Here is a 12543-nt window from a genome sequence, read left to right on the forward strand (position 1 = left end):
GGGGAGGTTGCGGGCCATGACGATGCGCTGGACCTGGTTGGTGCCCTCGTAGATCTGGGTGATCTTCGCGTCCCGCATCATCCGCTCCACCGGGTAGTCCCGGGTGTACCCGTACCCCCCCAGCAGCTGCACCGCGTCCACCGTGATCTCCATCGCCGCGTCCGACGCGTAGCACTTGGCCGCCGCCCCGAAGAACGTCAGGTCGCCGTCCGAGCGCTGGGACTTGGCCGCCGCCGCGTAGGTGAGCTGCCGGGCCGCCTCCAGCTTCATCGCCATGTCGGCCAGCATGAACTGCACGCCCTGGAAGTCGCCGATCGGCTTGCCGAACTGCCGCCGCTCCTTCACGTAGCCCTTGGCGTAGTCCAGCGCGCCCTGCGCGATGCCCAGCGCCTGCGCCGCGATGGTGACCCGGGTGTGGTCCAGCGTGCGCATCGCCGTGGCGAAGCCCGTGCCCTCCGCGCCGATCATCCGCTCCGCCGGGATGCGCACGTCGTCGAAGTACACCTCACGCGTCGGCGAGCCCTTGATCCCCAGCTTCTTCTCCGGCGCCCCGAACGAGACGCCCGCGTCGCCCTTCTCCACCACGAACGCCGAGATCCCCTTGGAACGCTTCTCCGGATCGGTCACCGCCATCACCGTGTAGAACTCCGACACCCCCGCGTTGGTGATCCACCGCTTCACCCCGTTCAGCACCCAGAAGTCCCCGTCGCGCACCGCCCGCGTCCGCATCCCCGCCGCGTCCGAACCCGCCTCCGGCTCCGAGAGGCAGTACGAGAACATCCCCTCGCCGCGCGCCAGCGCCCCCAGGTACTTCGCCTTCAACTCCCGCGACCCCGACAGCTGCACCGGCAGCGACCCCAGCTTGTTCACCGCCGGGATCAACGACGACGACGCGCACACCCGCGCCACCTCCTCGATCACCAGCACCGTCGCCAACGCGTCCGCCCCCGCACCACCGAACTCCTCCGGCACGTGCACCGCGTGCAGCTCCGCCGCCCGCAACGCGTCCAACGCCTCCTGCGGGAAACGCCCCTCCTCGTCCACCGCCGCCGCGAACGGAGCGATCTTCGCCTCCGCCAGCGCACGCACCGACTCCCGGAGCATCACGTGCTCCTCGCCGAGCCGGTAGAGGTCGAAGTCCTGGGTCATGGCAGTCTCCTCGGTGTGGCACTCAGTACCCCCGATTATGCACACTCAGTGCCGTCCGGCCCAGCCCGAACCGCCTGGTCGGTGCTACCGTCCCGGTATGAGCGAGGTGCATGAGCAGGACCGGGCGCCCGGCGGCGGAGCGGCCCGGCCGACGATGCGGGACGCGCTGGTCGAGGCGGCGTTCGAGCTGTTCTCGGAGCGGGGTTTCGAGCAGACCACGATCGACGACATCGTCTCGCTCGCCGGGGTCGGCCGCCGGTCGTTCTTCCGGTACTTCCCGTCGAAGGAGGCGGTGGTCTTCCCCGACCACGACGGCTGCCTGGCGGACATGACCGCCTTCCTGGGCGCGGCCGACCCGGCGGGCGACCCGGTGGAGCAGGTGTGCGACGCGGCCCGGCTGGTGCTGCGGATGTACGCGGGCAACCCGGCCTTCTCGGTGGGGCGCTACCGGCTGACCAAGCAGGTGCCCACCCTGCGCATCCACGAGCTGTCGGTGGTCTGGCGCTACGAGCGCACCCTGGCCGGCCACCTGCGCACCCGGTACGCGGCCCGCTCGGACGGCGCGCTGCGGGCCGATGTGATCGCGGCGGCGGTGGTCGCGGCGCACAACTACGCGCTGCGGGCCTGGCTGCGCTCGGGCGGCGAGGGCGACGTGGGCGCGGCGGTGGACGAGGCGCTGCAACTGGTGGCGGCGACCTGGGGGGACGGCGCGGAGGGCGGCGGGGGCGGCAGTTCGCAGGACGACGAGGTGGTGGTGATGGTGGCCCGGCGCGGCACGCCGATGTGGCGGGTGGTGCAGGGGGTGGAGGCGGCCCTGGAGGGCTGACGGGCCGGTCGGCCGGTCCGGCCGCAGAGCTGACAGCCTGTCGAACATCGTCCGATATGACTGGCACTCGGTACCTTTACACGAGGCACTGAGTGCCATACCGTCCTTCTGGCAGACGCCCCGACCGCACGCTCGCTCCCGGGCGGCGGTACGGCGGCGCACCCAGGTCCAGGGAGGAGACGGCCATGACCCTCACGCTCGCCCCGTCCGCACCGCACGCCCCGCACGCCCCGCTCGCCCCGTTCGAGCCCTTCGCCGAACAGCCCTTCCCCGCGCACTCCGCCGGCTCGGCCGGCGAGGCCGAACTCGACTACCGGCGCTGCCACTGGTGCCACTCGGCCAGCGCGGCGTCCTGCCTGCTGTGCCCGGTGTGCGGCTCGGCCGACCTGTCGCCCGCCCGGGCCTGCGGGCAGGGCACGGTGCAGCGCCTGCTGCGCCCGACCCGGCGCGGCCCGCACCTGGGGCGGCCGTACCTGATCGTGCTGGACGAGGGCTTCACCGTGCAGGCCACCGTGCTCGGCGGACTGCCGGGCGCGGTGCCGATCGGCGCCCGGGTGCACCTGGTGACCAGCGAGGAGGGCGGCCGGATGCTGACCTTCCGGCTCGCGCCCCGCCCCTGAGCGCCCCGGCGGCAGCACCCCCCGAAGGTCTCCGGGCCGCCGCCCCACCGGCGCCCGGCCCGCGCCCCCGGTCGTGGCACCCGGTGCCACGACCGGGGGCGTTCTCCTTCGGACGTGCGTGCCGTGCGCACACTTCCGACATGTCTTCTCCCGGCTGTGCCGGCCTGGCGGAACCGGCGCACGCACCGCCGCCGCGCGGGTAGGGTCGATGGCGTTTGCCGTTCCGGGGGAGGTACTCGCACGTGCTCGGTCTGAGCGCACATCAACCGGCCGCCGTCTGGCACCCGTTGTCCGGCCCGCCGCCGGTGCGGGCCTGGTGCCGCGGGCTGGCGGCCAATCCCGGGGCGCCGGCCGGGGTGCTGCTGCGGCTGCTGGCGGAGGGCGCCGAACCGCTCGGGCCGGTGCGCCGCCCGGAGCTGCCGGCGCCGGTGCTGGAGGCCGCGCTGCGGCACCCGCAGTGGACGGTGCGGGCGGCGCTGGCCGAGCGCCCGGACCTGTCCGCGCGGACGCTGGCGGCCCTGGCCGGCGACCGGGAGCGCCGGGTCCGCCGGGCCGCCGCGTCGGCCGCGCACCGGGTGGCGCTGCCCCCGGCGGCGCTGGCCGCGCTGGCCGCCGACCGCGACCCGGAGACCCGCCGCCTGGTGCCGGGCTGCGCGGGCCTGCCGCCGGAGCTGCTGGCGGCCCTGGCCCAGGACACCTCGCCACCGGTGCGCGCGGCGGCGGTCCGGCCGGAGTCCTGGCCGCAGCTGCCGCCCTGGATCCGGACCGGGCTGCGGGCCGACCGCGACCCGGCGGTGCGGGCCGCGGTGCGGCGGGCGCTGCGGGTGGAGCGCGAGCTGCCGGTGACGCTGGCCGGGTACATCGCCGAGAGCGACCCGGCCCGCCGGGAGCGGACGGCGGCCTCCGCGGCGCTGGAGCGGCCGCTGGGCGAGTGGCTGGTGCTGGACGACGACCCGCGGATCCGGGCCGCCGCGGCGGGCAACCCGCGGCTGCCCACCGACCTGGCGCTGGCCCTGGCGGCCGACCCGGACGGGGCGGTGCGCCTGGCGGTGTCGCTGCGCCCCGACCTGACCGAGGAGCAGCGCGCGGCGGTGGCCTGCCGGCTGCCGGACGCCGCGCCGCCGCTGCCGTGGGTGGCCGAGCGGGCGGACGATCCGGCGGAGCTGCTGCGGCTGGCCCGCTCGGCGCACCCGCTGGTGCGGTGCGCGGTCGCCTCGCTGGAGCGGCTGCCGCGGGCGGTGGTGGCGGTGCTGGCGGCCGACGGTGAGCTGCGGGTGCGCCTGGCGCTCGCGGAGCACTGCGCGGACGCGCCGGGCGCGCTGCTGCGCTCGGTGTACGGGCAGTTGCTGGGCCCGGCCGCGCTGCTGGCGGACGCCCGGTTCCCGGCGCCGGGCCTGGCCCGCTGGGCCGAGCGCCCGGAGCCCGCGCTGCGGCTGGCCGCGCTGCGCGATCCGGAGCTGGCGCCGGAGGTGCCGGCCGCGCTGGCGGCGGACCGCGACGCCCTGGTGGCGCGGGCGGCGGCGGCCGATCCGCGGCTGCCGTGGCGGGCGCTGCTGCGGGCGCTGGAGCCGGACGCGCAGCCGGAGGCGGCGGCGGCGAACCCGGCCCTGCCGGTGCCGTTCATGCACCGCCTGCTGGAGCTGTCGGCCCCGCGCTGAGCCGTTGGACCGCTGGGCCGTTGGGTCGCTGGGCCGCTGAGTTGCTAGGCCGATGAGCTGCGGCGACGCCGGGTCGGGCCGGGTGGGAGGGCCCCGCCGCACCGCCCGGAATACCTCCAGGTCGGTGAAGGTTCAACCACCTGTCGGGCCGGTGCGGCCCGGCGGGAGACCCGGAAACGGGAAGGAGCAGCCCATGACCACCGACCTCCGCCCCACCGACCCCCGCCCGCTCGGCGCGGCCCTGGTGTCCCCGGACGAGGGCGCGGCCGAACGCTGGGCCCGCGCCCGGCTGTTCTTCGACTCCAAGGCGTACGCGGACGCCGCGCTGATCCTGGCCGGCGTGGTCGCGGAGGTGCCCGAGCAGGTCGGCCCGCGCCTGCTGCTGGCCCGGGCCTACTACCACTCGGCCCAGCTGCGCCGCGCCGAGGAGCAGCTGCGCGAGGTGATCGCGCGCGACCCGGTGGAGTCCTACGCGCACCTGGTGCTCGGCCGCGTCCTGGAGCGCCAGGGCCGGTCCGCCGAGGCCGCCCCGTACCTGCGGCTGGCGGCCGTGTTCGACGGGGAGTTCCCGGAGGACTGAGCCACCGCCGCCCGTCCCCGCGGCGTATTGCACCGCACCGCCCCCGGCCGTTCCCCGGCCGGGGCGGTGCGCTGTCCGCCCGTGTCCCGGCCCCGGCGCCGTCCGCGTGCTGTCGTCGCCCGGCCCGGCCCCTGGCAGGCTGGAGGGAGCGCGCCCTCGGGGTGCACGGAACGGAGGTCCGACCGATGCGGACGCTGGAGGAGCAGATCGAGGTGACCGCCCCGGTCGGGACGGCCTGGTCGCAGCTGCACCGGGTCGCCGAGTACCCGCTGTTCGTCGCCGGGGTGGTGCAGGCCAGCGCCCACGGCCGGCACCACGCGCACCTGGACGTGGAGTTCGGCGGCGAGCGGCACGCGGTGGACGCGGAGCTGACCGACCACGGGCGGGGCCGGGTGATGAGCTGGGAGACGGTGGACGGTCCGCCGCTGCGCGGCACCTTCGCGCTGCGGGAGCTGGACGCCGCGCACACCCGGGTGCAGCTGCGGCTGGAGTACGACCCGCAGGAGCTGACCGAGTCGCTGGGCGGCCCGCACGCCGGGTACGCGCAGAGCCACGCGGTGGAGGAGGCGGTCCGCGCCGACCTGGAGCTGTTCAAGCAGCTCTGCGAGGAGTGAGCGCCCGGCCCGGGGCCCGTCTCCCGGCCCTCCCACCGGTCCGTCCCCCGGCCCGTCTCCCGGTCCGTCCCCCGGTCACTCCGCCAGCGGCAGTTCGGCCCAGATGACCTTCCCGCTGGCGGGGTAGCGGGTGCCCCAGCGCTCGGCGAGCTGGGCGACCAGGAACAGGCCGCGCCCGCCCTCGTCGGTGTCGGTGGCGTAGCGCAGGTGCGGGGAGGTGGCCGAGCCGTCCCGGACCTCGCAGATCAGCGCCCGGTCGCGCAGCAGCCGGACCCGGATCGGCGGGGCGGCGTACCGGATGGCGTTGGTGATCAGTTCGCTGAGCACGAGTTCGGCGGCGAACGCCTGGTCGGCCAGGCCCCAGTCGGCCAGGCGGCGGGTGACGGCGGCCCGGACGCGGGCGACGGCGGCGGGGTCGGCGGGGACCTCCCAGTCGGCGACGTGGTCGGCGGGCAGCGCGCGGGTGCGGGCCACCAGCAGGGCGGTGTCGTCGGCGGGGTTGACCGGCAGCAGGGCGGCCAGCACGTCCTCGCAGGTCTGCCGGGGGTCGCGGCCGGGGTGGGCGAGGGCGGCGCGCAGCAGTTTCAGGCCGTGGTCGAGGTCGTGGCTGCGGGACTCGACCAGTCCGTCGGTGTACAGCACCAGCCGGCTGCCCTCGGGGAGTTCGAGTTCGACGCTCTCGTAGGGCATGCCGGTGAGGCCGAGCGGCGGCCCGGCGGGCAGGTCGACGATCTCGACCCGGCCGTCGGGGTAGGCGACGGCGGGCGGCGGGTGGCCGGCCCGGGCGAGGGTGCAGCGGCGGGCGACCGGGTCGTAGACGGCGTACAGGCAGGTCGCGCCGGTGATCGGGCGTTCGCTGCCGTCGGGCGCGGGGTGTTCCTGGTCGAGGCGGTTGACCAGGGCGTCGAGGTGGCCGAGCAGTTCGTCGGGGGCGAGGTCGAGCGAGGAGAAGGTGTGCACGGCGGTGCGCAGCCGGCCCATGGTGGCGGCGGCGTGCACGCCGTGGCCGACCACGTCGCCGACCACCAGGGCGACCCGGGCGCCGGAGAGCGGGATGACGTCGAACCAGTCGCCGCCGACGCCGGCCTGCGCGGGCAGGTAGCGGGAGGCGACCTCCAGGGCGTGCTGCTCGGGGAGCCCGGCGGGCAGCAGACTGTGCTGGAGGGCGACGGCCATGGTGTGCTCGCGGGTGTAGCGGCGGGCGTTCTCGACCAGGACGGCGGCGCGGGCGGTGAGTTCCTCGGCGAGGGTGCGGTCCTCCTCGTCGAAGGCCGGGCGCGGGCGGGCCCGCCAGAAGGTGGCCACGCCCAGCAGCGTCCCGCCGACCGCCAGCGGCACCGTGACCAGGGTGTGCACGCCCTGGTCGCGCATCGCCGCGACGGTGCTCGGGTGGATCTCGTCCCAGGCGGCCAGCGCGGACGACAGGTCCGGTTCGACCACCGAGCGCAGCCCGGCGACGGCCCGGGCCCGGGGGGTGCCGGGGACGAGCGGGACGGGCGAGCCGGGGGCCAGCAGCGGCGGCAGTTCGCCGATGCCGGCCAGCGCGGCGCGGTGCAGCGGGCGGCTCTGCCCGGGGCGCGGTTCGCCGCCGGCCAGCACGCCCTCGTACAGGTCGACGCAGGCGAAGTCGGCGAACGCCGGGACCAGGGCCGCGGCGAGTTCCTGGCAGGTGCGGGTGATGTCGAGGGTGGTGCCGATCGAGGCGCCGGCCCGGTAGAGCAGTTCCAGGCGCAGCCGGGCGGTGTCGGGCCCGTTGAGCGGGGCGGTGTCGCGCAGGGTGGCGATCAGGTGGGACGGGCCGCCGGAGCGGTCGGTGGGGTGCAGATCGACGCCGAGGACGCGGTCGTGGACGACGGCGCGGGCGTCGGTGAACTCCTCGGAGCCGTGCAGCAGCGCGGTCAGGGCGGGCGGCAGGTCGAACGCGTCGAGCGGGCGGCCCTCGCAGTCGGCGGGCAGGTCGAGCAGGCGGCGGGCCTCGTCGTTGGCGTGGCGCAGCACCCGGTCGGGGTCGAGCAGCAGCACCGCCTCGCGGACGACGACCGGTATGGGATCGCGGTGCCGGCCCCGCCCGTCCGCGGCGGGCCTCATCCGGGCCGTCCGGCGGGGGCGGGCGCCACGCGGGCCGCCGGGGCGGGACGTGCGGCGATGGACAGCCGTCGCGGAGGGGTACCGCCCGCCACGCTGCGTGCACCGGGTGCTGCCCGAAACCGGGTCATACGCCCATTCCTACACTCCCGGCTCGGAGCGGGCCAATGGCCGCGCCCGGATTTCCCGGGTCGGCGAGCCGGTTCCCACCGGTGCCCGTTGGCGTGACAGCGCGTCAGGCAGCCGACGGGACGGGCCGAGGAGGGGGCCGTGGACGAGGACGAGGAGGAGCGGGTCCGCGCGCTGGACCACCCGGATCCGCCGAGGCGCGCGCGCGGCTACCCGCTTGACCGCACGCCCACGGCATCGACTGGTTCCCGCCGACGGCCGCGGAGGTCCGGGTCGACCCGCGTGCGGTGCGGAATCGGGCCGGGCGGGCGGTGTCGGGCCGGGCGGGCGGTGGGCCGGGCGGGCGGTGGTGGGGGCGCTGGTGATCGCTGTCCGCCCGGTGGTGTCCGCTCCGCGGGCGCGCGGGGCACCCCGGGCGCGGGGGTGGGGTGGGCCGGGGAGAGGATGGGTGGATGTAGAAGCCAAGCGTCTGCGCGGAGAGGTCTCGCCATGCCCCACATCACCGTCGACTACTCGCCGCAGCTCGCCGACGCCTTCGACCGCCCCGGCTTCGTCCGCGAGCTGCACCCGCTGGTGCGCGAGTGGGTGGCGTCCCGGGGCGTGTGCAAGACCTTCTTCCGCCCGGCGGCGGAGACCTGGGTCGACGCCGCGGACGGGCAGTTGGTGGCCTTCGTGCACATCGCGATCGGCCTGCTGCCCGGACGGCCGGAGGGGCTCAAGGCCCGGCTCTCGGAGGAGGTGCTGCGGCTGCTCGACAAGCACCTGCGCCCCGTGCTGGGCCGCGAGGTGGTGCGCTCGGCGGAGGTCCGCGACCTGACGGCCTCCTACCGCCTGCGCACCGGCTGGTAGTCGCCCGGTGGCCGCCCGCCCGGTGACCACCCCGCCCGCTCAGCGGTGGCCAAGGACGTTCACCACCCGGCCGTTCGGGTCCCGGACGAAGAAGCGGCGCACGCCCCACTCCTCGTCGCTCAGCGGGTGGACGATCTCGGCCCCCGCGGCCAGCATCGCGGCGTGCGCGGCGTCCACGTCGGCCACCTCTACGCTCAGGTCCGGCACCACGGGCGCGGTGGCGTCCCGGGCCATCAGGCTCACCTGGGCGGTCGGGCTGCCGGGCCCGGCCAGCGTCATGATCCAGCCGTGGTTCATGGCCTCCTCGAACCCCAGCCGCCCGTAGAACTCCCGGTTCTCCGACCGCTTCCGCTCCCCCTCCCCCGCCACCCGCAGGTTCGGCACCACCCGCCGCACCGGACGGGCGGGCCGCTCTGCGGCGTCGAACGCGGGCCCGAGCGGGGCCAGCGCCGCGCGCAGCCGCTCGGGCAGCGAGCCGTCGGGGCCGGCCTGGCCCCCGGCCGGGCCGGTCGCGGGCGGGCGGAGCCAGTCCTCCAGCGCGATCCGGACCGCGGCGGCGGTGGCCGCCGCGAGAACCCGGGCCCCTTCCGCCCCCGCGCCGTCCAGGCGTCCGGCGATCGCCGCCGCGAGCGGGGCCGCGATCCCGGCGGTGGTGCCGAGGAACGCCTCGCGCAGCGCGGGCCGGGCGGCGATCAGCCGCAGCGCCTCGGGGGCCCGCTCGCCAGTGCCGGTGTACTGCTCGACCACCGCGTCGGTGACCGCGTCGGCCAGCCGCACCCGCGCGGGCCGGGCCGCGACCGCCGCGGCGACCCGCTCCTCCCGGTCGGCGGTGACGGCGGAGACGATCGCCTGCTCCCGCCCGGCGAAGTAGTTGTGGTAAGTGCGCGGCGAGACTCCGGCCGCCTCGGCGACGTCCTCCACCCGCACCTCGTCCGGCCCCCGCTCCAGGGCCAGCCGCAGCGCCGCTTCGCGCAGCGCCTCCCGGGTAGCCCGCTTCTTCCGCTCCCGCAGCCCAGGCGTCGTCACGGGCATCAGCGTTCCACATCGTCCTGCGCGCCCGCAATCATGCGCCGACGCATATGTTCGTGCCCGCACTTACCTTCACGCAAACTTGCGTTTGCGTATATGTGCGGTACCGCAAATTTGCCGACGGCCCCGGCCCGCCCAAGGACGGCAGGAACGGCGGAGGGCAAGCACCGGGCACGCCGGGGAAGCACGACCACGACGCCGGATGCGTCGCATGCTGCCGGACGTCCGCCCGGACCGCGACCCACGCGACGGCCTCGGCCGGGCGTCGTCGGGCCGCTCGACGGGCGGCGCGGCACCGATCACCCCCACTTGCCCCACCCGCTCCGGGCGTCCGGAGCCGCTTCCGGCGCGGTCGCCCGGCGCTACCGGCGGCGATCACCCTCCGCTGCCCCGCCGCCGCCCTACTGCGGCCCCGCCGGACCGGGGCGGCTCTGCGCGGGCAGGCGGCCCGCCCGGGCGTGGGCCCAGTAGAGCAGGAGCGCGGCCAGCACCAGGGCGATCACCAGCGCCTGGACCAGCGAGGACGCCGACCCGGCGCGCAGCGCCGCCGAGAACGGCAGGGCCAGCACCGGCAGGGCCACCGCCGGTCCGGCCGCGTACCAGGCGGCGAACACCGCGACACCGGTGCTCCCGCCGGACGGCTGCGCCGAGCGGTACAGCAGGTCGCGGCGGGCCGCGCCGCGGCAGGCGTTCACCAGCCCGGCCGCGACCAGCGGCGGGACGGCCAGCGGCGTCAGCCAGGCCGCCGCACCGCCGCCGGACGCCAGCACCGCGCCCGCCCCGGCCGCCGCCAGGACCAGCCCGAGCCCGGCGGGCACCACCGCGTGGCGCAGCATGAGCTCGGCGAACGGGTACGGGGACCAGGACGCCCGGCGGACGTCGTCGGTCTCGATCCGGGCGGGCTCTAGCAGCTGGGCCGCGGCCAGGTAGCCGAACAGCAGCGCGAGCACCGTGACCGCCCAGGACAGCCCGCCCCGGGCGCCGTGCGCCAGCACCGCGCAGAGCAGCGCCGGCACGGTCAGCAGCACCGCGCGCCCGAGCCGGGCCGGGGCCCGCAGCAGCGAGAGGGCGTCGCGCCAGTACAGCACCAGCCGGGGCCGCCGGGGTGCGGGCAGCCGGACCCGCAGCGGCCGTCCGCCGCCGGAGGCTCCGGCCACCGCCAGCCGGGCGGCCCGCAGCTCGACGGTGCGCAGTGCGGCCAGCACCCCGGCGGCCGTCCGGGCCCGCTCGCGCAACAGGGGCAGCGGGACGGTGGCGACGGCCCGGTCGGCGAGCACCAGACCGAGCGCGGTCGGCACCAGCAGCAGCGCGGCGGCGAACCAGCCGCCCGGGACGGCGGCGGGCGTCGGGGCCAGCGCGGCGATCCCGGCCCAGCCCCACGGGCCCGACCACAGCTCGACCCGCTCCAGCCAGGACACGGGGTGGCCCGCGACGGCCAGCCCGCTCTGCACCGCGAGCGCCAGGACCAGCACGGTCGCGTACGGGGTCAGGGTGCGCGCCCAGCGGGCGGCCCGCGGGCTGTGCTGCACCAGCAGGCCCGCGCAGACGCCCAGCAGCGGCAGGCACACCCCGCCCACCAGGCACCAGCCGAGCGCGGCGGGCAGGCCGACCCGCACGGTCAGGCCGAGCGCGACCATGCCGCCGACGGCCAGCACCAGCCCGGGCAGGGCGGCCAGCCCGCAGGAGAGCCAGAACCACGGGCGCAGCACCGGCCGGGGCCGGACCGGGTGGGCCAGCAGCCAGTCGGTGGTGGCCCGGGGCGGGACGACCGGCCCGCGCCACAGTCCGTCGCGGACGGCCAGCAGCAGCGTCGCCAGCCCTGCCGCGGCGATGCCGCTGGGCAGGGCGGCCAGCAGGCCGGGGCCGTGGGTGGTGTAGTCCGCGCCCATCGACGCCTGGAGGAACAGGCCGAAGCTGGGGACGCCGCCCCAGATCACCAGGATCAGCAGGGTGCAGTAGAGCCCGAAGGCGACCTGCTTGAACCGGTTGCGCCGGTGCGGGGCGCGCAGGGCGCGCAGCAGGGCCAGCGCCTCGTCGGTCCAGTCGTCGTCCGCCGTCCACTCGGCGGCAGTGGCGGGGGCGGGGGCCGCGTCCTCGGGCCGGTCCTCCGTGACCACGGCCACGGCCGCCGCCTCGGCTTCGGCCCCGGCCCCGGTCACGGATTCGGCTTCGCCCCCGGCGGTGGCTCCGGCCGCGGCTCCGGCCTGGGCCTCGGGGCGGTTCACCGGGCGGTTCACCGGGCCCCGGCCGACGCGGGGTAGCCGGGGGCGTCCGCGGCGAGGATCTCGGCGGGCGGGCCCTGGCGGACGACCCGCCCCTCCTCCAGCACCACCACCCGGTCGGCGACCTCCCGGGCCAGGTCGCCGTGGTGGGTGACCAGCAGCACCGCGACCCCGTCGGCGAGTTCCGCGGTGAGGAGTTCGGCGAGGCGGCGGCGGGCCTGCGGGTCGAGGCGCTGCTCGGGTTCGTCGAGCAGCAGCAGGTCGCGCGGCCGGACCAGCGCGCAGGCCAGTAGCAGGGCCTGCATCTGCCCCGAGGAGAGGGCGGAGGGCAGGGCGTCGGCCCGTTCGGTGAGCGAGCGGTCCGCCAGCACCTGGTCGACCCAGTCGGCGGCGTCGGCGACGCCGTGCGCGACGGCGACCAGCAGCAGGTGCTCGCGCACCGTGAGGTCGGGGTAGCAGGCGACGGTGTCGCCGACGACCGCGACCCGGGCCCGGATCCGGGGGTCGTTCTCGTTCATCGCCAGGCCGTCGAAGCGCACCGTGCCCTTGGTCGGCAGGTCGCGCCCGGCGGCGATCCGCAGCAGGGTCGACTTGCCGGAGCCGTTGTGCCCGAGCAGGGCGACGCACTCGCCGGCCGCCAGGTCGAGGTCGACGGGGTGCAGCACCTCCCGGCCGCCGTACGAGCGGCTCACCCCGGTGAGTTGCAGCAGCGCCCGGCGTGCGCGGGCACGCGGTGCGGCGGAGTTCTTGGCCATGCGGAGGATGCCTCTCGACGGACGGAC

General features: G+C 77.0%; 11 protein-coding genes and 1 pseudogene. 6 read left to right on the forward strand and 6 right to left on the reverse strand.

Annotation, left to right across the window (positions count from 1 at the left end; all coding sequences use genetic code 11):
- A partial coding sequence (locus K353_RS28495) for an acyl-CoA dehydrogenase family protein (protein WP_111556391.1) occupies positions 1–1149 on the reverse strand: 1149 nt, incomplete at its 3' end.
- A 97-nt stretch (positions 1150–1246) separates the two neighbouring features.
- Between K353_RS28495 and K353_RS28500 the strand changes: the two genes are divergently transcribed.
- The 5 genes from K353_RS28500 to K353_RS28520 all read left to right on the forward strand — a co-directional run bounded on the left by K353_RS28500 (position 1247) and on the right by K353_RS28520 (position 5447).
- The gene (locus K353_RS28500) at positions 1247–1975 is read left to right on the forward strand and encodes a TetR family transcriptional regulator (RefSeq protein WP_111556392.1); all 729 of its coding nucleotides are present in this window, start codon (positions 1247–1249) and stop codon (positions 1973–1975) included.
- Positions 1976–2160: 185 nt separating this feature from the next.
- Positions 2161–2595, forward strand: a complete 435-nt coding sequence (locus tag K353_RS28505) for a Zn-ribbon domain-containing OB-fold protein (protein WP_111556393.1) — start codon at positions 2161–2163, stop codon at positions 2593–2595.
- Between the two features lie 242 nt (positions 2596–2837).
- Positions 2838–4253, forward strand: coding sequence for a hypothetical protein (locus K353_RS28510; protein WP_158585502.1), 1416 nt, complete (start codon positions 2838–2840; stop codon positions 4251–4253).
- Between the two features lie 193 nt (positions 4254–4446).
- Positions 4447–4833, forward strand: coding sequence for a M48 family metallopeptidase (locus K353_RS28515; protein WP_111556395.1), 387 nt, complete (start codon positions 4447–4449; stop codon positions 4831–4833).
- 185 nt (positions 4834–5018) lie between these two features.
- Positions 5019–5447, forward strand: coding sequence for an SRPBCC family protein (locus K353_RS28520; RefSeq protein ID WP_111556396.1), 429 nt, complete (start codon positions 5019–5021; stop codon positions 5445–5447).
- A 75-nt stretch (positions 5448–5522) separates the two neighbouring features.
- Here K353_RS28520 and K353_RS28525 read toward each other — a convergent pair whose 3' ends face one another.
- On the reverse strand, positions 5523–7535 hold the full coding sequence (locus K353_RS28525; RefSeq protein ID WP_111556397.1) for a SpoIIE family protein phosphatase: 2013 nt from the start codon (positions 7533–7535) through the stop codon (positions 5523–5525).
- A gap of 615 nt (positions 7536–8150) precedes the next feature.
- On the opposite strand from K353_RS28525, the gene K353_RS28530 reads away from it, so the two are divergent.
- Entirely contained in the window at positions 8151–8510 is a 360-nt protein-coding gene (locus tag K353_RS28530; protein ID WP_111556398.1) for a 5-carboxymethyl-2-hydroxymuconate Delta-isomerase, read from the forward strand.
- A gap of 39 nt (positions 8511–8549) precedes the next feature.
- Here K353_RS28530 and K353_RS28535 read toward each other — a convergent pair whose 3' ends face one another.
- From K353_RS28535 to K353_RS28550, 4 genes and pseudogenes are all read right to left on the reverse strand, one after another.
- Positions 8550–8906: a VOC family protein gene (locus tag K353_RS28535; RefSeq protein ID WP_370447675.1), complete on the reverse strand. Its 357-nt coding sequence runs from the start codon at positions 8904–8906 to the stop codon at positions 8550–8552.
- Positions 8907–9542 (reverse strand): annotated as a pseudogene (locus tag K353_RS28540) (TetR/AcrR family transcriptional regulator); the annotation flags it as partial.
- A 398-nt stretch (positions 9543–9940) separates the two neighbouring features.
- Positions 9941–11662, reverse strand: a complete 1722-nt coding sequence (locus K353_RS28545; RefSeq protein ID WP_233533886.1) for a DUF6297 family protein — start codon at positions 11660–11662, stop codon at positions 9941–9943.
- A gap of 110 nt (positions 11663–11772) precedes the next feature.
- The gene (locus K353_RS28550; protein WP_111556399.1) at positions 11773–12516 is read right to left on the reverse strand and encodes an ABC transporter ATP-binding protein; all 744 of its coding nucleotides are present in this window, start codon (positions 12514–12516) and stop codon (positions 11773–11775) included.
- Between the last annotated feature and the right edge of the window lie 27 nt (positions 12517–12543).

It is taken from the genome of Kitasatospora sp. SolWspMP-SS2h (assembly GCF_003259315.1).
In the GTDB taxonomy this organism is placed as follows: domain Bacteria; phylum Actinomycetota; class Actinomycetes; order Streptomycetales; family Streptomycetaceae; genus Kitasatospora; species Kitasatospora fiedleri.

Bases quoted from the DNA above. Each gene is read 5' to 3' on its own strand.
- K353_RS28500 (WP_111556392.1), top strand. From the start codon at position 1,247: ATGAGCGAGGTGCATGAGCAGGACCGGGCGCCCGGCGGCGGAGCGGCC.
- K353_RS28520 (WP_111556396.1), top strand. From the start codon at position 5,019: ATGCGGACGCTGGAGGAGCAGATCGAGGTGACCGCCCCGGTCGGGACG.
- K353_RS28550 (WP_111556399.1), bottom strand. From the start codon at position 12,516: ATGGCCAAGAACTCCGCCGCACCGCGTGCCCGCGCACGCCGGGCGCTG.
- K353_RS28525 (WP_111556397.1), bottom strand. From the start codon at position 7,535: ATGAGGCCCGCCGCGGACGGGCGGGGCCGGCACCGCGATCCCATACCG.
- K353_RS28515 (WP_111556395.1), top strand. From the start codon at position 4,447: ATGACCACCGACCTCCGCCCCACCGACCCCCGCCCGCTCGGCGCGGCC.
- K353_RS28530 (WP_111556398.1), top strand. From the start codon at position 8,151: ATGCCCCACATCACCGTCGACTACTCGCCGCAGCTCGCCGACGCCTTC.
- K353_RS28505 (WP_111556393.1), top strand. From the start codon at position 2,161: ATGACCCTCACGCTCGCCCCGTCCGCACCGCACGCCCCGCACGCCCCG.